We start from the raw sequence: 23,547 nt of genomic DNA on the forward strand, positions 1-23,547 counted from the left end.
GATTTTTAATAAAATGAAGGGAATAGTATTACACTCGCCTTCTTGGTTAATGGATTTCTATTTGTTATTTTTGAAATAATAGAAAAGGATTTGTTAACCCATGTTGTATTCGATAATTAGTATATTGCTGAATATGCATACTAAGTAGCGAACGAGTTTGCCAAGGTTCATTCATAAACATTTGGTATTCATGTCGCCATAAATTATCATCAACTCGTGGTTGGAGCTGTTTAAAAACATCATGAACAACTGTTTTTAGTTCTAACCAAAGCTGGTGATCAGTCAATCGATAAAATCGAGTTAGGTGTACGGCAAGTTCGTGTAAATGGCAGACTAAACAGGCACTGATTAGAAATGTTCTAACGGGTTCTATATCTTCTTCAAAAACAGTAGGTAAGATGCCAGGCCAACGATAAGCTTGCAGCTGATAACCCCGCTGATTCAATAAAGGTAAAAATATTCGACCATCACCATAATCACGTATTAAAAATTTCTCAGGAATACCTTGAACAGTGAAGAGCACTTGAGTGTTTTGTTGATGGGCTTCCAGAGCAACTCCATAAAGTAAAAACATCGAAATACAAGGTGTTAGAATTACAGTCGCATATTGGTTAAACCATTGTTGAGGTGTTAAACCTGATTTTTCAATCAATTCAGTAAATATTGGTCGTGGTTGATATGGTAAATCAGTAAATAGAGTTGCCACAGTTATTGGCAGTAAGTGATCGTTTTTTTCATAAGCGTTGGTGCAACGAAATACGACAGAAATAAAGCGTCCTGCTGAATCATCTTGTTCTACTGCATGGCGGTAATGGATACCTACATCTTCACGCAGAGACTCCATTTTTCCATTAAAATAATGTTCGTGGTTTAAAATGTCATCTATTAGCTGACTTATTCTAGGTCCCATATGGATAGACTTAGCTTGTAAGCTACGCATTTCACTGGTCATCCAAACGGCGATAGGTAACTTTATAAATGCGGTGTTAATTGCATCTGTTGGTAACATTGTCCTGAATGACATTGTGGGTTTTGTTTCTAATTGAGGGCCATCAGTGAGTAAAATTTCTTCGTCAATCAGTGATGTTGCTTGTTGTTTTACCCAATGATTTAAATGCCAGTCATGAACGGGAAGAGGCAGCCATTGGTATGGATTTTTCCCTTGTTGTTTAAGCCATTTGACCCATTGCCGGCCAACGATAGGGAATCGTTGAAGGAACCAATCATGAATGCTTTCCACATGAGGTAGTGACTCAACATAGGCCATATCTTGGCGTAGCGCCATAACTGTCAAATTTACCGTTGCATTAAACTCAGGAGATAAAGCTGCAACATCTTCTAAGCTCATGTTTGGCCTACTTTTCCATGTAGGATAATAGGGATGGCCTTCCAATGAGCCCCATTGATCAAGAAATAAAGCCGCATCACGTATACTATATTGTCCGGTAACCCAATCAGTCAGATAGTTGGTATTGTATTTTGCCATTTGAGTATTAATCAGTACTGACCATTCGGTACGATAATTGCGAGCGTTAATATCATTATTAATACTGTTTTCAATATCTGATTTTAATTTATTAATATTGTTATTATTAAAGGTTATATTTAACTCTTCCTCTAATTTTTCTAGAAGATAATATATTGTTTGAATAATTTCTTTTTTATTGTTGTTGTTAATTAAATAAATACCACCATAATTAAAGAATGTATCTACCGGATATATTTCCATGTTCTTAAAAAGAATCTTATAAGGGGTTTTCTTAAATTTATAAATATACCCACAATGGTCTATATCCCAATAAACTTGCTTTTTATCAATAAGATTCTCAGCAAATAAACAATGAATTAAACGTCTAAGTGCATTATTATTAGAGTGTTTTTCATTAATGTTAAAAGCTACTTTCTTTATAGGGTTACTTATCATGATCAGCCTCTTAAGCTACGAAAATGAATCAATTAACGGCATCTGTAATCTATATTCACTAAAGGGAGGATATAGATAAGAATATTTGAAAGATGATTTTAATAACGTTAGCATCACATAAAAGAATAGTAAATGATAATTATTCTTTTTTTTATTCTCAATTGTAAGTGAGAGAAATAAATATGTTATTCAAATAATTAACAAGAAAGGTGAAATCTAGAAGATGTAACATGTCACGGAATGTTTCTTGCCATTTGTTATCATCAATATCTATTGACTTAAAGTAGCGGAGCATCCTTGTATACTGTAGTAGCCTTGGGCTTATTTATAGGTTTGTTTGCTTTTTTCAACTTGGTCAACAACCTGAAATTTAAAGGCAAGGGAATAATCGTGTTGACTGTGTTTTAGTGAGCAGTTTCTAACATTCTCCAATTGTGGATTGGGAAAGTGTTAACCTTATTTAGAATTGGTCAATTGATTAATAAAATGTTCATTATTTAATCATAATAAGCCTTTTTATTTTTTTTGTCATAATATAATTTCTATTTTTTGTTTTTTTTAATATAACATAATAAAAAAATAAGGAAATAAACATATGGAAAATATATTTATCGATGTTATTGATAAGGAATATGAATTTTTATGTCAATTATATTGGCAGGTTGAGGGAAATGGTCGATTTTCATATTCAATGATTAAGATAGAAGAAAAAACACAATTAAAATCTAAGGAAATAAAAACTATTGTTGCTAAAAGCTGTAAAGCCTATAGTTTAAAACTAAAATGTGTTTCATGTGGTGAAATAGAATGTCTACGAGATAGAAGCCACTTTTCACATTTAAACGGTCTTGAACATGTTTGTATTGATTGTATTCGTATAGAGAATGAAAAAGAAAGGCAGGAAAAAATTGAATACATTAATGACTTATTATTTTGTAAAAAAGAAAATGCATTAAGTATTAATGATCTTTCTTTTGAAAATAGTGTTTTTTTACTTTCACTTATACGGTATTGTGCGGATGAAAACCTAATTTATTTAGATAGTCTTAACAATCTGAAACATGAGAAATTAACACCTAGTTATAATTTTGATTTATTAATTATAGAACAGCTTTATGCTTCTGGTGTGATAGCAATAAGTACAGTTACTAATTTAAAATATTTAAGTGTTAGTGGTGATTATGTTTATTTTAATGATGAGTTTATGTGCTGGGAAGTTATTGTTAAAGAAACAGATAACTTATCATCGATTATTGATTTACTGGAGAGGAAATTATCTGATTTATATTACTTACAAGAAAATAAAAAATCACTAATTGAACTATGTAAAAAAAATAATCTATTTGAGTGTTTTTTTTATTTAAACCATGAAATGAATGAATATAATTTCACATCTTTTCAAATTGGTGAAAAAACCACGAAAAACATCACCTGTTTATTAGAAAACTTATCTGTAGGGCAAGTTTTCTATATTATATCTAAAACAGTTACCGATGCTTTTATATATCACCAAAAAAAATCGACTAAAATCAACAAAGGGCAAGCTGCGAACTCTGTTGTTGATGCAATGAAGCGAATGCATGAAAGGTATATCGCTAATGGATGGTCAGTCTATTCAAAATATCGGCCTCGTCATTGCCCTCAATCAGTACTTTGTCAGGTTTTATTTGTATTTATCTTGCAAACAGATGATGGTGGTATTCATAAATCGTTAAAGCAAATTATAACTGACGATGATAAGGGGATTTTCTTGAATCATTAACACATAATTTTATGTCTTAATGATTCAATCACCTAATCTTGCTGCATAGGAACGTAAAACACATTTTTCATACTAGATAATTTTAAAATAATATCAGCACCAGCACCAAGAATGATAAAATTAAGTATTATTATTTGTTCATAAATTCACCTTAATTATTATATTTAGTGTTTGTTATTTAAATTCAATATATAAATATATTGGGAAAATAAATTCGTAATATACTGATGATAAGAATAACCCGACAATCTGTTTTTGCCGGGTTATTCTTTATTAAAATGAAAATTTACTTTTTTCATTGTATCTTTCTATTAATATGTCTTTCCCATTTTTTAACGTGATTTTGTGAGTAAATCGATTATCATTTGTTGTTAGTTCTTTGTTTTTATTAGCTATTTTGATTGTGTGATTATTTATTTTATATATGGAACCATCAGGTTCATTTTTTAATAAACTAAACATATTGATAAAAATTGCATTGTCATTATTTATTTTGTTTTTATTATGATTGTGTATTAGCTCTATTTTTTTTGAGTCTGGTGAACTGTAAATAAAGTAAAGATTTTTTTTCGTTAAATCATTTCCAAATGCGTAATTATCGTATTCTGATAATTCTTTTTTTATGTAACTTTGTGGTTTATTCGTTTGTGTTTTTTTAAAACTGTCTGTTTTTCTATCTAACTCTTCAAATTTCTTCTTTAATGAAGCTACACCGTCAGTGTTAATGGGCTTTTCTTTTATATTATAGACAAATGGTTTCTTATTATTAATAAAATTATTGTTTTTATTTGTCTCTATAAGTAATTTTAATTCATTTACTTTCATTTTAAATTATCTCCATTTTATTTCTTATTTTTAGTTTATTGGAGTGGAGTTATTATCGATATCAAAAAAAGAGACTAAGTCTACCCTTTTAATAAATTTTCTAAATCACTAAATATAGATTGCCATTCATTATCATCAATTTCCATGAATCCCATATAGCGCAGCATAAAAGCGCCTTCAGTGGCTAGAAAAACAATTCTGGCCTGTTTACCTTTTTCTGTTGAGGTGTCTAACTTAGCAAGCCGTTCACGGTACCAAATACGCGTACTTTCCAGATATTCAGGGTTTGTAATAAGGATGCCATTAAGGAAGCGCCTTTTGCCATCGAGACTTTGTCGTGCTGGTGGGTCGCTTGCATATGCGCAAAAATTTTCCCTTCAGGGGAGTTATCTTGTTCAATTGTTTGATTGAAAATTTCATCATAGGACTGGCCCCAACGCTCAAACATTGCATCGATTAAGGCATCTTTATTGCCAAAACAATATTGAACCCCACCTTTAGATATCCCCATCGCTTTGGCGACTGCGTCGATAGTGAGCGCTGTAGCGCCTTGCTGTAGAACAATGTCTTCAGCAGTATCAAGTAATTTTTCTCTATCGATTGTTCGTTGACGTCCCATTTAGAAAAACCTCTTTTCAATACGTACGTATGGATTTATATTGTAGCACGATCAGCACAGAAATCATGATCAAATAAACTCATTGAGAGAATTTTATGTTAACCGATTATAAGCGCTGGATAGTGCTTCTATTAGTTTCAAGTGTACTGTTTCTTATCGTTATTGATGTCACTGTACTGTATACCGCATTACCTAAATTAACCCATGATTTAGGCGCTACGTCATCTGAAAAACTGTGGATAATGAATGCGTACCCACTGGTTGTCGCTGGGTTATTACCTGCAGCGGGGATGCTAAGTGATAAAGTCGGTCACAAACAAATGTTTTTGTTGGGGCTGCCGTTATTTGGTTTAGCCTCGTTGTGTGCTGCATTTTCACCAACAGCAACAAGTTTGATTTTGTCTCGTGGCTTTTTGGCTGTAGGTGCCGCAGTAAGTATGCCTGCCACCCTTGCGATTGTAAGGCATGTTTTTTTAGACCCGAAAGAAAGGGCGTTAGCAATTGGAATATGGTCGGCAGTTGCTTCAGGTGGGGCGGCAATAGGCCCTTTGATCGGCGGTATCTTACTTAACCACTTTTGGTGGGGCTCTGTTTTTTTAATTAATGTACCCGTCGTTTTATTGGTTATTCCGTTCGCTTGTTATTTAATCCCCAAATGTGGTGGTAACAGCGATAAAAAAATCGATATTTTAGGTTCCATTCTAGTGTTAATTGGTTTAATTGGGGTTATTTATGCGTTGAAAGAGCTCGGTAAACCTTATACCGACTGGCCGGCGGTATTGGTTTCAGGTGTTATTGGGGTTTTCTTTTTGGTGGCATTTAGAAATCGACAAGTGAAATCAACATCACCAATGATTGATTTTACGCTATTAAAGCACCCTAAATTCAATGCAGGGTTGATGATGGCGATTTTATCCATTGTGGTTATTGTTGGTGTCGAATTATTACTAAGCCAACGTTTACAACTGGTATTGGGCTATACCCCATTTCAAGCTGCGTTGTACATCATCCCGATACCCTTAGCGTCAGTATTTGCAGCACCTTTAGCTGGTATGTTCTTACATAAGTTGGGTGAGATTAAACTTACCATTTTAGGGTTTAGTTGTACGCTAATTGGTGTTGTGGGATTGGCTGTCGTTTATCAAACATCTACGGGTATCTTACTGCTTTCATTTCTTTTTCTTATTGGTTTTGGTCTTGGTGCGATATTCACGACAGCATCAACGACAGTGATGTTAAACGCCCCTGATGAAAAAGCGGGTATGGCAGCATCAATTGAAGAAATTGCTTATGAAATTGGCAGTGTCTTAGGTGTCACCTTTATGGGGGGGTTAATGAGTGCTATCTATACGTTAAAACTCTCATTACCTGAAGACATGACTGTCAGCGATAAAGTTTATGACAGTATTGATGAGGCTTTATTAGTTTCTGAATCACTGCCAGTAAATACTGCATCAGCATTGATAAATCAGGCAAATATTGCCTTTGACCATGCTTTCTTAGGGGTGATGGTAGCAACTATTTTTGTTCTGCTGATCAGTATTATTGTTCTGCCTTATTTGTTACGTTCCAAAAAGGCATTAGTAAATTAATTAGGTTGATTTTCCCGCAAAAAGGGAGCTTTTACTCCCTTTTGCTCTTTATTTTATTTTGCGGATTAATACCGTTGCTAGTAATGGGCTAATTGCAAATAGGGCGAATAACCAGATTGAAGCTTGCTGTGCCCCCGCGATCCCCCCAGGGTTAATTAGCCCGCTATTATTGACGACGACTCCTACTAAGGCCGCAGATAGCGCAGTTGCATACAATTGAATGGTAATAATAGAAGATGACGCAAGGTTTTCCTCTCCCTCTGGCGCATTCTTAAAAACACGTAATACCAGATGTGGCCAACACACACCAATTCCTAGACCAACCCCTGCCATGGCGATGAGATAAATAACGAATAATGGCCATGATTCGATAAGTTGTTGATTATGAGTTAGAACAGCAAGCGCAATTAAAGAAATAAATATGATGACCGGGCCTGTTCGAATAATTCGGATAACAATAGCACCTGTTTTATTGGCACTAAAGAGTGCCCCAAGAGTCCAACCCGCAGCCATTATTGCGGTTAAATAACCTGCTGTGAGCGGAGAAAACAGATGGATGGTTTGTAAGAAATAAGGGACATAAATTTCTGTTGTCATGCCTCCAACTAACAAACACATGGTTAAAAATATGACGCCAAGTGGACTTTTGAGTGAATAGGCTCCCGTCGGTAATAAACGTTTTTCATTTTTGCCATCGAGTAAGGCAATCGTCAGCAGTATGGCTAGGCCAATTAATAAACCAATAAGGTTCATGAATAAGCTGTCAGACAAACTTCCAATTGAAATAGCAAGAACGGATATCACTAACAAAGAAATCGCTAAGAATGGGATTTTGTTAGTTTTTGGTGCCTGGGATTGTTTTTTGGGGAGTTGATTGATGACAATGAGCGCTAGAAAAATAGCGACAGGTAGTAAAGCCCAAAATGCCCAACGCCAATGGCCACTTTCAGCAAAAATACCTCCAATTGCAGGGCCACAGAGTGTTGCTATTCCCCACATACCCGAAACGACACCCATGGCTCGGGACCATAAGTTTTCAGTAAAAACAATGCGAATTAATGCGTAGCTCAGAGCAAATAAAATACCGCCACCCAGTCCTTGTAATGCCCTGCCTCCCAGCAACACTAGCATTGATGGGGAAGCTGCACACCAAATAGACCCTAAAGAAAAGAGAATGAGTGCGAATAAATAAGAAAATTTAGGCCCAAAGCTGTCTAATACTTTACTGGAAAGGGCTGAACCGACAATTGATGTTGCCACAAATAAAGTGGTATTCCATGCATAATATTCAAGACCGCCAATATCATTAACAACACTAGGCAATATGGTTGTTACGATATAAATATTGATAGCGTGTAGCGCAACACCACCAGTTAAGGCGATAGTGAGTAATGCATTGGTGCCACTAAGTAAATCAGCCCACTTGGCTTGAGATACGGTTGATGTTTCATTGCTCATAGAGAGACCCGCTAGACGGAATAGTAGAAAAAGATGTATTATACAAGTAATCGCTTGGATAATAGAGTCGCATAATGATTAATGCAAGTAATTACTTTGATAATTTAAATCTAACGCAGGCTGTGGATAAGGTTCTATTTTGTATCAAAACTAAAGGACCAATTTCTACCGCAGTGATCGCAAATGACTTAAATATGACTGGGGAAGCTGCAAGGCAACACATTCAAAAACTCACTTCGTTGGGGCTAGTTGAAGGTGCGCAGTGCTTATCACAAATAGGGGCAGGGCGCCCTCGGCAAAATTGGGTGTTAACGGAATTAGGGCATCAACGTTTTCCTGATACTCATGCGCAACTTGCTCTTCAATTAATTAATTCTGTTCAAACTATTTTTGGTGATGAAGGGCTAGAAAAGCTGATTAGCCAAAGGGAAATGGAAAGCCGAGAAAAATATTTTGCCCGTTGTAAAAATTTACCATTAGCTGAGCGGCTTGAAGAGCTGGCTGAAGTGCGTAGCGAAGAAGGGTATATGGCGAAGGTTGAACAAGATGATGACAGTTGGTTGTTTATCGAAAACCATTGTCCAATTTGTGCAGCAGCCACCGCTTGCCAAAACTTTTGTCGTTCGGAATTGGCGTTGTTCAGTGAGATTGTGGGTGATGATGGTAGCATTGAGCGCGAACAGTACTTATTAAATGGTGCTGGGCGCTGTGTATATCGTGTAAAGGTTAAAAGCTAAATACCGAGACACCTTGGTATTTAGCTTAATAATAGTATTATCTCTCAATTATTAGTGTTTCAGTTGACTCAACATGTGGTGCCAGCTCTTCGCTATCAAGCCATAGCGGCTTTTTACCAAACTGTTGGTATAATGAGAGTTGGTCTTGGTAGTGAGGTGACGGTTTTCCTTGCGGGGAAATAAAGCCACTTTGCCCTGGAGCAACAACATCCCATGCATTCACTCCTTTTTCGGTAAATACGATTAGGTCGTTTTCCGTTCCCCGGTTGTGATATTCATTTTGATGAAAATTTTCTTGAGGTAAGGCTTGTGGTACACCAAAAAAATTATTTTCACGGAAGGTTAATGCCGTGGCTGGTGTTTGCCAATTAGCTGGGTTATCACCGTATTTTACTCTCATTTTTTGGTAGGTCGCATTCAGTGCTTTTTTAATTACATCATTCCGCGATTGTCCTAAAAATAAATCGATAGGCTGAGGTATTGGTGATTTATCTTCTAAGAGAGATTCATACAGTAATTTTGCGCCTGTACTGATATTTAACGACCCAGTAGGGCCTTCTTGTGTCGTTTCATAACCACTTGCTAGATACCATTTATCAAATGGTGCGGGGACGGTTTGGCCTAGGGTGGCTTTAAGCATTTCTTTTAGCCAGATATCGAGAATAGCAGACCCAGGGTGAATATAGTGTTTCCCATCACTTGATAACTGGTTTATACCATCCCATTGCTGGAGAATAGACACTAATTTGACCGCATTGTCAGTTGACGGCAAACCTTGTGTCGCTTGAGCTAAAAAAGGGGTAAACAAGCGATGATTGAGGTCGACACGGCTAGTTTGCTGCAAAATCGTCCACATATCATCAGCTGTTAACTTATCATAGGCCTCAATGCGGCTATCGATTTCTGTCACCCTGTCTGCACTTCCCCATAAGAAGGCAAACAAGTCGCTAGCGGGATAATTTTTAGCTGGGGAGTTATTCCAGTTGGCGATGTAGCCGGATTTGGGATTATAGACTTTAGGATTATTTGCAAAGGGCTGTATCCCTTTCCAGTCCCATTCTCCCGTGCCTGATACGGGTAAACGAGGGTCATGGTTTATTTGGCGCTCGGGGTAGTGCCCGGTATGGACATAGCCAATGTTTCCGTCTTTATCCGCATAATACCAATTGATTGTCAGTGCTTGGTTTTGTGCTTGGTCTAGCCATTGCTGCCAGTTTTGCGCTTGCCCTTGCTTCACCCAAGCCATTAAGGATGTAAGCTCTTTGCCATCCCATGCGCGAGCTTTGCTGTATGCGGTGTGAGTTGTATTATCTCGCTTGACCACATTACCATGAACAGTACGGTACACATCAAAAGTAATGGGTTTTTCACCTTTTACATTCAATGTCTCTTGGCGCGATAGCATTTGTTTCCACTGCCCTTGGTGGAGGTAGCTATTTGGGTCTTCAGGTGAAATCTGTTCTGCAAAAATATCAACGCCGTCACCAAAACCAGCCGTAGAGCCCCAAGAAATTTGCCCGTTATGACCGAATAAAATAGCGGGATAAGCAAACGGTGTATTTCCAACAAGATTAAACCCTGCTCCATGTAAACCTATACCGTATGTATATGCTGGGTTAAACCAACCAAATTGTGGACCATTAAGTAAAATGGCTTTTGCGTCAGAAGCTTTTGTTTTTCCAACAAGCCAAACATTGCTGGTGGTTGGGTACCCAGCTAGCCCATTAGCACCACCTTGCTCATATTGCTGAGCGATTAGCGCATTATTTTCCTGAGAAGAAAGCGCAATTAATTTTCCCGTTGCATCTTTTGCCGTGCGTTCAAACATTGGAGCAGTAAGTCGGTAATCACTAATTTGATTCAACTGCGTTATATTTTTTGTTTTTTGTGAGTCTGAATAGGTAAATTCTTCTGATGATATTGTTGTGGGTGCATTGGGATTATTAAGCCAATTAATTTGGTTAAAGAACGCTACTCCCATTTGTTCACCATACTTATCTTTAAGCGCAGTGAGTAATGCCAGATTATCAATTTCACTATTCATATCAGAAAAGCGGTTTGCCATTGTACCGACCATAATCATCGCAACATCAAAACTTGTCCATTGGGATGGTAAAAAATCATAATCAATAAACTGTTTAGGCATTAAGTCATCAGGTTTAGCATTGATTTGTTTAATCCATGCATTCATGCCATCTGCATAACCTCTTAAAATATCTTGTTCTTTAGAGGGTAGCTGCGTGATTTGTTTGTGGATGGAATCAGGCCAATAGTTATTTCTGATTTCTTTATCAAAAGAAATGTAATCTTTACCTAATACTTCGGAAACCGTACCTTGAGTACTGCGTTTAGCCATTTCCATTTGGAATAATCGGTCTTGTGCCACTGCATAGCCGTATCCATAGAAAAGGCTATAAGTATCACTGGCATAGATGTGAGGAACGCCGTAGTTATCTCGTTCAATTTTAATTTGAGTTGACTGAGAAAATGATGAGAGCGATAGCGAGCTTAAACTAAAAGCAATAGCGATTGAAATGAGATGTTTTTTCATTTATTGAGTCCCATGTTGTTATTATTTTTTGAGACTAGCATTATTATATTGTTAATAAACGGTTAATTTGTGGTTAATTGTTAATATATGAATCATGATCACAAAAAAGGATACATAAATTTAGATAAATTACAAAAAATGAGTCACAACTGTGTTGGGATACTATTTAAGGTGAGAGATTATGGGTTTTTTGATGGAAACGATGACTTAGCCATGCATAGATGACCCCAGCAATAGCCCCTGCTATATGGGATTCAGTTGAGATGTACAAGTGAGTCGGTAATAAGCCGCTAGCCATTGTGCCAAAATAGAATAGCACTAATAACGCGATAGCTATATCAACCCAGCTTCGGCGGAAAAAACCTTGGGCGATGAGTAAGCCCCATAAACCAAAAACCCAACCACTGGCACCGATATGAATAGCATTACGACCTAATAACCAAACAGCAAAACCCCCAACAACAATAATAAATAGTGATGCAAGCAAATATGCCTTAATAGTACGGTGCAGTAATAGGGCACTTAGTATGATAAATGGCGGTAAATTACTGAATAAATGCTCCCAATTACTATGGATAAATGGGGCAAAGAATATACCGATAAGCCCAGTCGCTGTGCGTGGTATAATTCCGAATGAAGTTAACCCCCCAGCCATTAAGCTATTAATAAGCTGTACCGCAATAAAAATTGCGACAATGCAGACTAATAGCTTAATGCGAGGATGCCCTTGTAAATATTTCATTAGTGGTTACCCAGCGCTTGTACACTTTCAACAAGCGACGCTAACTGACCAACAACCCGATCACCAATATCTGTATTATCACCACCTAAAGATTTATTACGCATAAAGTCTTTCTTAATTTGTTGCCAACGTGCTGCATCTTTTTCGGTAAGTGTTCCTCGTAACTCAGCGAGTTTGAGTAAGTTTTCTTCTGCGCCGGTTGTGAGCAGCTGTGCCTCACCCAAGTAGTGGTCATCTAGTAATCTTTCAAGTTCATCATTATTCATAACGGAAGAGACTTTTTCGCTGAGCTTATTCATATTACGGTAACTACCTTGCAAGCGAAATGCGGGTTCTGTCCGGTACTTATCGGATTGTGCTGCACTGGCGATATAGTGTTGATTCACTTTCAATACAACATCTCGTAACTTGATTAATTTACTGATTACCGATGTGATTTCATTAATTTCTGCATCAGAGTACGGGTAACTTAAAGTGTTGGTAGAGACAGATTTACCCATCGCTTTATCAACAAATAAGTACAGGTCGTTCAGGTCTCGTAATGCAAGAGGGGCTAATACTGGGTTTGATGTCAGGCTGTTTTCTATATAGCTCAGGGAAAATGCTTCATCCATACCACCTAATACCTCACCAAGGTTATAAATATCAGCGCGGTTTGCAAGCATATCAGGGATTCGGAAAACTTCCCCTGACTCGGTATAGGGGTTACCTGCCATAACGACACAGAATTTTTTACCCCGCATATCATAAGTTTTGGTTTTGCCTTTCCAAACGCCTTCAATACGTCTTGTTCCATCACATAAGGAAATAAATTTTTGCAAAAACTCAGGGTGAGTGTGCTGAATATCATCAACGTATAACATCACATTATTACCCATTTCTAAAGCTAAATTGAGTTTTTCTAGCTCTTGTCTTGCCGTTGCATTAGGCGCTTGTTCAGGGTCTAGAGAAAGCACATCATGACCAAGAGCAGGGCCGTTGACCTTCATAAAAATTAGCCCTAAACGGTCTGCGGCATATTCCATTAAGGTAGTTTTACCGTACCCTGGTGGTGAGATCATTAAGAGTAGCCCCATGAGGTCAGTGCGTTTACCTTCCCCTAAAGCCCCAATTTGTTTTGCCATGTTATCGCCTATGATAGGCAAATAGACATCGTTTATCAGTTTATTACGTACAAAAGAACTTAGTGGTTTTGCTTTATATTCATGCAGTTTTAAACGGCTACGCTCTTCAGTAACAATCTGTTGGCGCAGTGCTTGATACTGACGAAATTCGGGGATAAAACGTTTCCGTTGCCCTCGCATACGGCTGAAGTAGTTATCTAAACTCAGTGATAGAGTTTGGTTTTCAATGGTCGCATGTTCGCCAAGTAACCCGTTAACTTTAAAGTAAAGGTCAGCTTCACTAAAGCGAGCGGAAGCCGCTTTATCTAAGATAATAATGGCAATAGCACCGGGTATGTATGGAACAAGGTGAGAAAATTCAGGGGTTGAGCACAGCCCTTGTAACCAGTTTTGAACTAATGACCAGCGCTGGGCATAGCGAGCCCCTAAATTTTGTTGTGAGCGATTAAAATCTCCCCACATATGGGCTTCTTCTAAGCGGCTCTGGAGTGCTAAAACTAATTCTCTTGCATATTTGCTATAGACGAGTTCTATCGGGGTTCTTGCAAGTGCAAAGCTAAGATATTCGGCGGCTTGAGTCTGCTCATAAGCTTGGCATTGAATGGGGTTATCTTGTAAAAACAAGCTAATTCCCGCTTCGATTTCGGCTTGTAGGTCAAGTAATGCATTGTCATTATGGAATAATTGGTGAATATTCATGGCTGTTCTTGCACGTTCAGGCCATAGTGCAGGAAAATCGTCATTTTGAACTTGTTGCCAATAAATAGCTGCGATAGCACGGGCTGTTGGGCTATACCGTAATAGATCAGCACTTTCACCGATTGGCAGTAGTTTTTTCAGTAAAGCAACAGCATCGTGGTCATGAATACCTTTTTCATAACCTTCTTTATAACGTGGGCTCGCAAAATCACGGACAATTTTTTCAAGTTTTTCCGTTGATGTTAATGCGTTTTTTAGGATATCAAAATTTAGCCCTTCTTGGCGTTTTGTTGCTGCATAGATAATTGAATAAGCAAGATATTCCGCGCGGTAAACCGTATCAGATTCAGACTCTAATGAGGCGCTCCAATAAGGTTTTAGCTGTGATAGTTGTTCATTTTCTATTGGTTCTTGGAAATCTGTCCCGGTGAGATAAACCCATAGTTGTTCATTTTTCGGTAAAATGGTGAGGTCGAGCTCTTGGGTATTTACACTGAACCGGTGACGCCCGAGCTTAATGACATTTCCACCATTTTCAAAAATATCTATTTTATCACGTAAAACTCGAATGGCTTGGTCCCGAGAAGATTTCAGGCGTGCGTCAATATCATCAGCTTTAACGTTATCGTTAATTTCCCTTAATTTTTCAATAATTTCACGGGTTTTAAGCGCCAGAGGGTCTGAGGCAAAGAAAGCATTGAGTTCATCTTGAGACTGTAAACGAGTTGTTCGTCGTTGCAGGCTGTCTAGTAGACGGTCTGCAGCAGTGACTAAATTTTGTGCGCGGCGCTGGCGGTCATCAATAAGAACTTGTTTATGAGATTCAAAGGTTTCGAGTAATTCTTCACGCTTTGCCAATATATCATCAAGAAATTCATCATGGCTGCTAAATTGGCTTTCGAGCTCTTCTAATTGAACAAGTAATCTTGATAGCTGATCATCACAACGTTCAGGGTCGGTGGCAAGAGATAGTGCATTGGTAATGCCTTGGCTGAATAGGCGAAATTGTGCACCAAACTGTGCGACAGTTTCTACATTGTTTTGTGATTTTCGTTTTTGTTGTAAGCGAGCTCGGGATTGGTTTAACTGAGCATAGATTTGAGAAATAGCATCAATAATGTGGGTTTGTTGTGTAACATCGTTGAAGCTTAGTGATGCCATTAGGTTTGAAAGCATATCTAAGTCAGCAGACATTTTTTCCATATCTTTCATGGGAATGTCTAACTGGGCACTGTTTTGGGCTTTTTCTATTTGTTCTTCGAAAACAGTTAATTGTGTTTTAAAGGGCTGTAACGCTTTATCACTAGCAAGAAAAACAGCGGTTTCTTGTGATACATATTGTTGATTTTTCTCTATTTCGCTTTCCATTTCGCTAAGTTTTTCTAAATCCATATAGCGAAATTCACGCAGTGAAATCAAGTGCCCACGTTGAGCACTTAGGGCATTTAAGCCATCAACAAATTGTTGAATATCAGCCCAACTTTCAGGCAATGTTAATGAAAGCAGTGATTTTTGGCGGCTGATGGCTTCATTCATTGATTTGGCAGATTGCTGCCGTATGCTTTCGACCTTTTCATATTCATCAAGGACGAGCTCACTTGTTTGAGTGATTTCTTTAAGCAATTTGCCAATATCAAGGCATTGCTCATCACCAAACCAGTAATAAATATCCAGTAAATTTTTTGCTCGTTGGCTGAGTTGTTCGTAGCGAGCAATAGAAATTTGGCTGCCTTCTATTTCTTTGGATACATGCAATATTTCAGAAATACCACGAACTAAGTCTGCATTACCTATACGGCCTAAAAAACCGCTACGAGTAGGCTGTTTGTCGGCAAACTCTTCTGAGTAAAATGGGGTCTGCCAAACTTGCATTGGGTGAACGCGAGTCGCTTCTTCCCCTTCGCCTTCAAATAACACCATTTTTCCATCTTCCAGCATGGCATAACCATGCCCAATGAGTGGAATTGAAAGTGTTCGTTCAATTAAATTGTAATTGAATAGGGCAATACGACCTTGATTTGGTGAATAGAAAACATATAGAACATCCTCTCCATTTGGGGAACGACGTAAACGGCGAAAACGCATTCCATCCATAGGCTGTTCAAACGTTTTATAATCACCATTTTGTAAGTAGTAACCGCCAGGGAAAATAATACCGTGGTCTTCTGGTAACTGGACGCACGCTTGCCCAATAGCATCAATACGTTGTACGGATTGGGATAACGTGTTGTAAACTAAATAACGCCAAGTTTCTTCCCGATAAGGTAAAACTTTTAAGATAATTAAACTGCCAGTTTGTGCGTATTCAATTTGGGCGTCGTCTAGTGATTGGTTTTTATCAAGAACCGCTTCTCGGTAAATCCCCAAACCATCTTCAGTGTTATTTTCACACTTGATGGTTAAATCACCGCCGATAGTTTCAATGAATACGGTGTCAAGAATATTGATGTGAGGGTATCGGCCGTTAACGGTGTCTTCTCGCGTGGTTTTTTGCCATTCAAAGTCATAGGCTGGTGGGAGGGCGATATCGCGTTCACCCCGGTTATCAATATACTCAATTTTGCGTTTGTCGCTGGAGATTGACCAGCGAAAAACTCGCACGTCCGTGATGCGATCGCCAATTTGAAAACTAGCAAGAAGTTTGCCGTCCCGTTCAACAAGTTGCAGTAACTGTGTGTTCTTATAATAGGTATAGAGTTCAGTAAAATCTTGAACAAAGCGATTATCACTCAAGAAGGTATCTTCATAAGGGACTGCTTCAACATCAAACTCATTGTCGTTTTCAATTAACCGATATAGTGAAAATACATCTTCGAGGTGCGTTTCTTTTTTTAGGCCGAGGAATACGTTATAGCCAAATAAAAGCCACTCGCCAACGCGGACAATGTCCCTTGCTTGGCAATTATTTTCAGTACGAATGCGAATGCGGCCAATGATATCCATTTGGCTCTGGCCGAATTCATCCAACCGCATTTCATTGAGTTGAGCGGCTTTTTGATGAAGTTGTTGCCCTTGGTCGGTCAGGCGTTTGCGTAATATTTCATAAGCACCACCTTCTGCAACAGCACTATCGAGTATTTCTTGTTCGCGATCCGTATCCTGAATATCTGACATTACGCAGCGAATTCCCTTAACTAAGACAATAAAAATGAAAAACAATAGGGGTAGGTTCACTACCCCAATGTGCTAAAGGTTTACAGTTGGTCATCCGTTGGTGGAATCGGTTTTGATATAACCGTTTTTGCTGGCTGATTAGCCCCTTTAGCTGCCATAAAACCGTTTATAAGATCTTGAACTTCGGGGTTTTTCAATAATGCGGCAATATCAACTTTTTTGTCTTCTTTGCTACGATTAATGAGTTTTTCAACATTTTCTTTTGCGAAACTGCTTTTATCCATAAAACCATCAACGGCTTTTCCGAGGCTTAGTGCTTTAGAGAAGGTGTTGAAGAAGCTGCCATCACCGCCCACAATTTCAATATTGGTTTTGCTAAGCGCTGCAGCCAATACATCAGCTTGCTCCCGGGCAATTTCTTTATTGGCGTCGATAGATGCCATGGCTTGTTCAAATTCTTTCTCAAGGCGCATACGAAACTCTTCATGAGAGCGAGCGGTATCGCTGAGATGATCCATAGATTTAAATTTGTCAGTTAAACCATCGGCTTCAGCTTTCAAGCGTTGGCGGATAACTTCTGCTTGTGCTGAACCTAATTGGCCTTCTCCTCGAGCTTGTGCTGCCAGTTTTTCTTCCAGTACTTTCGCATCAGCCAAGCCTAGTTTTTCTTTGGCATTGGCTTGTTGTTCTTCACCACGAGCTTGAGCGGCTAATTTCTCTTCAAGGATTTTCGCTTCAGCAAATCCTTGTTGTTGTTCTGCTTTGGCTTTGGCTTCCATTACCTGAGCTTCCGTTAAGCCTTTTTCTTTCAGCCCACGTGCTTCCGCTAACAATTTCTCAGCTGTAATGTTGGCAAGAACAAGACCTTCTTTTTCTTCCGCCTCTGCGGTTGCTTGGCGAACTCGAGCTTCTGCTAAACCTAATGCCGCATGTTCAGCTTCAACCCCTTCAGCTAAGCGTTTTTTGGCTTCAGCTTGTTTTGCTGATGCTTCTAATTCTGCTTGTGCCATGGTGCTTATTTCTTCTGCACGGTGCTTAGCACTGGCTTCATCGGCTTCGGCTTTTTTCACTTGGCGAACTAACGATTCTTCCGCTTCTGCTTGTGCATTAATCACTGTGACTTGGCGCATACGTTCAGCTTCAGAGACTTCACGAACTTCTTTGATTCGTTCCTCTTCCTGTGCCACGGTTTTTTCAACTGCTACACGTTCACGTATAACATTGGAGATATTTTTGCGTTCTTCTTCGAGTGCTTTTTCTTTTTCTATGCGCTGTAATTCAACTTCTCTTTCACGGGCAACAATTTCAAGCTCACGTGCTCGGCTCACTCGCTCTTCTTCGATAGCTACAGCACGAGTACGGTTTTGTTGAGCGACTTCAACTTCACGCATGCGGTTTTCTTCACGGATTTCAATTTCTTGCTGGGTTTGAATACGCGCTTGCTCTGCTTTAAGGCGTTCTTCTTCTTGAACACGTAAAGTTTCAGCTTGTTCACGGGCACGAATATTATCAATTTCACGTTTTTGGCGAGCTTCGGCATCGGCTTGTTGGCGCTCTAAAGCTAAACTTGCTTCGCGGGTTTCAACGTTTTTCTTTTGAATTGCGAGCTCTTGGTCACGCTCTTTTTGGTTGGTCTCAATATTGTGAATTGCGGTGATTTCAGTAATTTTACGAATACCTTCGGAGTCAAAGATATTATTTGGGTCTAAGGCTGATTTAGGTGTTTGTTCTAGGTAATCAATAGCTACATCTTCAAGGGCGTAGCCGTTAAGGTCCTTTCCTATCACATCAACAATGCGGTCACGGAAGTCTTGTCGGTTTTCAAATAAAGTGGCTAAATCCAGTTGCTTACCTACTGTTTTTAAGGCTTCAGAGAATTTTGCACTGAATAACGTGCTGACCGCTTGATGGTCTGATGCACGGTCAACACCGATAGCTTTTGCAACTTTCAGCACGTCTTCCGTCGTTTCATTCACTCGCAAATAGAAAGCAACGGTGATATCAGCACGTAAGTTATCATGACAAATCAAGCCATCTTTACCGCGGCGATCAACTTCAAGTGTTAGCAAAGAAATACGCATGAATTCTTTTTTGTAGATGACAGGGTAAACTAATGCCCCTGTAAAATGCACTTTAGGCTGTGATGACATGTCATTGACAATCAAAGCAGTACCTTGTGGGACTTTGATATAGAAGGCTTTGAATAACCCAAAGAACCCTAAAATAACTAGGATGATCCCCCCGATAATTGTTAAAAAGGGCATTAGTGCAGCCAAGTCCATATTGATTCTCCATTGGTTCTGACGATGACGTCATTTCGATTATGCAAGCAAGATATTTATTTTTAAAAAGAGAAGTTATCCGTGGCGAAATTCATTTTCACTGACAACTTGATAACTGTGCGATGCTGCGTCATAGCTAATGATGACTACACGATCACCGCGTTTTAACTGTTCTGAGGATGGGGCGCGTATTTGTAGAATTAACCCAGCTCCACCATCTTCTAATAGTGCCTCGCCATTTTGTTCAGTTACCGCTCCTGACCGTACAGTGGCGTATTTACCGATAAGTTGTTGTACTGTTTTTGGTTTATTGAGGCTCACTAGTTTTTTACGCACAGGTTTTAAGCACAAAGCGGTTAAATGAAGAGAGATAAATAGGGTGATCGCAAAAACGGCGAAGCTGACGAGATAGCGTAATAAGTCAGTATCAATGAAGCGAATAAAGATATGTACGCTGAAATAACTGATTATCCAGCCAAAAAGAGTAAATAACGTGACAATAATGGTGACAGGGATCCCTGCTAAGCCAAGCTTAGTTAACCAGCCAGCAAAACCGGTTGCATCAATACCGGCATCAAATTCGGTATCAATATTAAATACGTCGATATCCAATAAACCAAAAGCGGCACATAACCAATAAAATAAAACAATGATTAGCAAACCACTAAAGATAATTGTTGGGAACATCAAACTGTTATGGAAAAACAAACTCATAGGGTTTTCTCTTTATTATTAATACATTATTGAGTTTACGTGAAAAGTAACGTTTGTTTAATTTATCACCATAAAATAATTTAACTTAATAATATATTTTTTAATTAATAGCAGTATCAGACTAGTCTATAAGCACTTTTATTTTTTGGGAGTTTCTTATAACACTGGTTGTTTATCCAGTTTTATTTGGTGAAGTTATTCCTAAAGTCTTATTGATAATAACAGGGCATTGATAGGAGAGAATTTTACCATTAATCGTTAAGTTGATGATAATCATTCTCAAACAAAGAATGGGGGTTTAAAGTACAAAATGGGGAGAATAGAGTTGATTAAGGTGATAAATTTGCGCTTCACTGTTTAAAGCATCTATGAAGCGCAAAAAAGTAAGATTAGTCTATCAAGTTCAGGAATGCCGCACCTCGTGCACCTCCAGAGTCACCATAACGTGCTTTTTCAATTGCAGGTAGTGTTGCGATGCCATAAAGGTATTGTGGAAGCACTTCTGGTAGTTGTTTATAGATTTCTTCAAACTGTGACAAACCTCCGCCAATAACCACTAAATCGGGGTCAAAAACAGTGACAATTTGCCCCATAAACATCGCAAGTAATGACATATAGCGGTTAACATGTTCTTTTGCTTGAATATCACCTTGTTTATATTGTTCGATAATTTCGATAGCGGAACGTTTTTCATTGGTGAATGAGGAATAAATACGCTCAAAGCCTGGGCCTGATAGGTAGGTTTCAAAACAAGCAGTTTGGCCACAGCCGCAAGTTATTTCAGGAACTTTTTCCCCTAACAGCTTGGCTCCACGAACGCTGAGGTTCATATGGCCAATTTCTCCAGCGATTCCATTTTTACCGGATAAAACTTTGCCATTTATAATAAACCCACCGCCCACACCAGTCCCTAAAATTAAACCAAGGACGGTAGGATAGCGTTTGAAGTCAGGGTCCCAAGCTTCTGATAATGCAAAGCAATTTGCATCATTTTCTACTTTTACTGGGCGTTGTAATATATTAGCAAGATCATGAATTAAAGGTTTGTATTGTGCAGTAGGGACATTGGTTGTAAATACGGTTCCTTCAGCATGGTTTACGATACCGGGGACGCCAACACCAACTTTTCCTTGGCAATTAAATTTTTCATCTGCTTCGAGTGTGAGTTCGAGAAACGTATTTAAGAGCGTTTGGTAGTCATCTTTGGGTGTAGGAACACGCTTTTGCCAGACCTGATTTAATTCGTTGTCAAAGACGGCAAGCTCAATTTTTGTCCCGCCCATGTCAAAGCCGTAATACATTTTCATCTTCCCCTAATGGTTTATTTATTAAAAAGATAACGTATCTATTTGATAAATAATAAATGATGGAATCTACTGATCTAATTATACAAAAGTTCATCAGAGGATAAATTACTGTTTTGGTTTTTATTTTGTATATGGCACCTTTTCTTAACTTTTAGCCTTTTTGAACCTTTTTGAATAAAAAATAATTGCACCACTATTTTAAATGCGTTATTGTTATATTATAACATTACATTTAGGTGGTTATTATGAAACAGGGAATCCATCCACAATACCGCACCGTGGTTTTCCATGACACAAGTGCAGACGCCTATTTTAAAGTAGGTTCAACAATAAAAACTGAAAAAACAATCGAGTATGAGGGTGAAATATTTCCATATGTCACGCTTGATGTCTCTTCTCAGTCACATCCGTTTTATACCGGTAAACAGAAAATGATTTCTCAGGAAGGTAAAACGGCACAGTTCCAGAAACGCTTTGGTCGTTTTTTACAGTCAGAGGGTAAATAAAGATGAAAGTACTGAGTTCATTAAAAACGGCAAAAACCCGTCATCCAGATTGCCAAATTGTTCGCCGTCGTGGGCGGGTGTATGTCATTTGTAAAACAAACCCGCGCTTTAAAGCGGTTCAAGGTTGTAAGAAAAAACGTTAACTATTGAATTTAAATATAATTATAAAATTTCCTGTATCGCTTTATATTTTATCCGCTTAGCCATTGCAGATTATTGCTCTCTGCCGTGGCTTTTTTTATTTGTTTTTTTGCCCTCTGATTCCCTCGATTATTAGCATAATTACTAATCTTCTTATTATTAGTGATGAAATTCACTTGCACATAGATGCATATTTTGTCAGGTTTAATACATCCGAAAAATTTCTAGCTTCAATTTTTGTGAATACTTAATGAATGATAACAATGACGGTATTTACTTTGTGGAGTCGAAACTAGAAATTTCTTGGTAAAAATTTAAACGAACAGGGTGAGTAAAAATGAAAAATGTAGGGTTTGTTGGCTGGCGGGGAATGGTCGGCTCAGTATTGATGCAGAGAATGGTAGAAGAACGTGATTTTGATGCGATTCATCCTGTTTTCTTTACCACATCACAACATGGTGCCGAAGCACCTGTTTATGGTGGTCACCGTGGTGTTTTACAGGATGCCTTTGATATTGATGCATTAAAAGCGCTGGATATTATTATTAGCTGCCAAGGTGGTGATTACACTAATGAAGTTTATCCTAAACTTCGTGAGTCTGGTTGGAATGGTTACTGGATTGATGCGGCATCTTCATTACGTATGAAAGATGATGCGATTATTATTCTTGACCCAGTGAATAACCAACATATCCAAGATGGGTTAAATAAAGGCATTAAGACCTTTGTTGGTGGTAACTGTACGGTAAGCCTGATGTTGATGTCTTTAGGTGGGCTGTTCACTAATAATTTAGTGGAATGGGCATCTGTTGCAACTTATCAAGCAGCATCAGGGGCAGGGGCTCGTAATATGCGTGAGCTTCTGGCACAAATGGGGTCTTTACATACTCAGGTCGCTAAAGAACTCCAAGACCCAGCTTCTGCTATTTTAGATATTGAGAAAAAAGTCACAGATTTCACTCGTAGTGGCACAATGCCAACGGATGCGTTCGGTGTACCATTAGCGGGCAGCCTGATCCCGTGGATTGATAAAGCATTAGAAAACGGTCAAAGCCGTGAAGAATGGAAAGGCCAAGCGGAAACGAACAAAATTCTTGCAACAGGCAATAACATTATTCCAGTTGATGGTTTATGTGTACGTATTGGTGCGCTGCGCTGTCATAGCCAAGCTTTCACATTGAAGCTGAAAAAAGATGTTCCGTTGAATGAAGTTGAGCAATTGCTTGCCTCACATAATGATTGGGTGAAAGTGGTTCCTAATGACCGCGAAATTACTATGCGTGAGTTAACTCCAGCGGCAGTTACTGGTACGCTTAGCACTCCTGTTGGTCGCTTGCGTAAACTGAATATGGGCCCTGAATACTTATCTGCCTTTACGGTTGGTGACCAATTATTGTGGGGAGCCGCCGAGCCTCTTCGCCGTATGCTAAGAATTTTATTATAAGAGCGG

The 23,547-nt window shown here is 38.5% G+C and carries 15 protein-coding genes and 1 pseudogene; 6 read left to right on the plus strand and 10 right to left on the minus strand.

From position 1 onward, the window contains the following. Positions 1-64: 64 nt before the first annotated feature. The gene (locus tag SJ312_RS16465; RefSeq protein ID WP_319868093.1) at positions 65-1,729 is read right to left on the minus strand and encodes an IucA/IucC family protein; all 1,665 of its coding nucleotides are present in this window, start codon (positions 1,727-1,729) and stop codon (positions 65-67) included. Between the two features lie 790 nt (positions 1,730-2,519). On the opposite strand from SJ312_RS16465, the gene SJ312_RS16470 reads away from it, so the two are divergent. Then, positions 2,520-3,686 (plus strand): hypothetical protein, encoded by a 1,167-nt coding sequence (locus SJ312_RS16470; RefSeq protein WP_165880009.1) that lies wholly within the window; start codon positions 2,520-2,522, stop codon positions 3,684-3,686. A 273-nt stretch (positions 3,687-3,959) separates the two neighbouring features. Here the strand turns inward: SJ312_RS16470 and SJ312_RS16475 are convergent, their stop codons facing one another. Both SJ312_RS16475 and SJ312_RS16480 read right to left on the minus strand, forming a co-directional pair. Beyond that, positions 3,960-4,511 carry a hypothetical protein gene (locus SJ312_RS16475; protein ID WP_219197697.1) on the minus strand — a complete coding sequence of 184 codons (552 nt, stop codon included), beginning with the start codon at positions 4,509-4,511 and terminating at the stop codon, positions 3,960-3,962. An 80-nt stretch (positions 4,512-4,591) separates the two neighbouring features. Continuing rightward, positions 4,592-5,130 (minus strand): annotated as a pseudogene (locus tag SJ312_RS16480) (TetR/AcrR family transcriptional regulator). A 95-nt stretch (positions 5,131-5,225) separates the two neighbouring features. Here SJ312_RS16480 and SJ312_RS16485 point away from each other — a divergent pair. Beyond that, on the plus strand, positions 5,226-6,722 hold the full coding sequence (locus tag SJ312_RS16485) for an MFS transporter (protein ID WP_110592760.1): 1,497 nt from the start codon (positions 5,226-5,228) through the stop codon (positions 6,720-6,722). A 48-nt stretch (positions 6,723-6,770) separates the two neighbouring features. Here SJ312_RS16485 and SJ312_RS16490 read toward each other — a convergent pair whose 3' ends face one another. After that, entirely contained in the window at positions 6,771-8,180 is a 1,410-nt protein-coding gene (locus SJ312_RS16490) for an MFS transporter (RefSeq protein ID WP_153673999.1), read from the minus strand. A gap of 74 nt (positions 8,181-8,254) precedes the next feature. On the opposite strand from SJ312_RS16490, the gene SJ312_RS16495 reads away from it, so the two are divergent. Beyond that, positions 8,255-8,917, plus strand: a complete 663-nt coding sequence (locus SJ312_RS16495; protein ID WP_319868094.1) for a transcriptional regulator — start codon at positions 8,255-8,257, stop codon at positions 8,915-8,917. A 37-nt stretch (positions 8,918-8,954) separates the two neighbouring features. Here the strand turns inward: SJ312_RS16495 and SJ312_RS16500 are convergent, their stop codons facing one another. From SJ312_RS16500 to nagK, 6 genes are all read right to left on the minus strand, one after another. After that, a complete protein-coding gene (locus SJ312_RS16500) occupies positions 8,955-11,468 on the minus strand; it encodes a penicillin G acylase (protein WP_110592762.1) in 2,514 nt (837 codons plus the stop codon). 166 nt (positions 11,469-11,634) lie between these two features. Next, complete coding sequence (locus SJ312_RS16505) at positions 11,635-12,210, minus strand: rhomboid family intramembrane serine protease (RefSeq protein WP_004906266.1); 576 nt, start codon at positions 12,208-12,210, stop codon at positions 11,635-11,637. Continuing rightward, positions 12,210-17,147, minus strand: a complete 4,938-nt coding sequence (locus tag SJ312_RS16510) for a DNA repair ATPase (RefSeq protein WP_319868095.1) — start codon at positions 17,145-17,147, stop codon at positions 12,210-12,212. Before SJ312_RS16510 ends, SJ312_RS16505 begins: the two co-directional genes overlap by 1 nt. Before the next feature lie 80 nt (positions 17,148-17,227). Further along, positions 17,228-19,429 (minus strand): flotillin family protein, encoded by a 2,202-nt coding sequence (locus tag SJ312_RS16515; protein WP_094961989.1) that lies wholly within the window; start codon positions 19,427-19,429, stop codon positions 17,228-17,230. A gap of 75 nt (positions 19,430-19,504) precedes the next feature. Continuing rightward, positions 19,505-20,143 (minus strand): OB-fold-containig protein, encoded by a 639-nt coding sequence (locus SJ312_RS16520; protein WP_110592764.1) that lies wholly within the window; start codon positions 20,141-20,143, stop codon positions 19,505-19,507. A 389-nt stretch (positions 20,144-20,532) separates the two neighbouring features. Continuing rightward, the gene (gene nagK, locus SJ312_RS16525; protein WP_094962017.1) at positions 20,533-21,444 is read right to left on the minus strand and encodes an N-acetylglucosamine kinase; all 912 of its coding nucleotides are present in this window, start codon (positions 21,442-21,444) and stop codon (positions 20,533-20,535) included. 251 nt (positions 21,445-21,695) lie between these two features. Between nagK and SJ312_RS16530 the strand changes: the two genes are divergently transcribed. From SJ312_RS16530 to asd, 3 genes are all read left to right on the plus strand, one after another. Then, entirely contained in the window at positions 21,696-21,956 is a 261-nt protein-coding gene (locus tag SJ312_RS16530; protein WP_004906261.1) for a type B 50S ribosomal protein L31, read from the plus strand. Positions 21,957-21,958: 2 nt separating this feature from the next. Further along, a complete protein-coding gene (ykgO, locus tag SJ312_RS16535; RefSeq protein ID WP_004906260.1) occupies positions 21,959-22,099 on the plus strand; it encodes a type B 50S ribosomal protein L36 in 141 nt (46 codons plus the stop codon). A gap of 335 nt (positions 22,100-22,434) precedes the next feature. Then, the gene (gene asd / locus SJ312_RS16540) at positions 22,435-23,541 is read left to right on the plus strand and encodes an aspartate-semialdehyde dehydrogenase (protein WP_004906258.1); all 1,107 of its coding nucleotides are present in this window, start codon (positions 22,435-22,437) and stop codon (positions 23,539-23,541) included. Positions 23,542-23,547: the final 6 nt, after the last annotated feature.

It is taken from the genome of Providencia sp. CIM-Carb-044, assembly GCF_033901115.1.
GTDB classification, from domain to species: domain Bacteria; phylum Pseudomonadota; class Gammaproteobacteria; order Enterobacterales; family Enterobacteriaceae; genus Providencia; species Providencia hangzhouensis.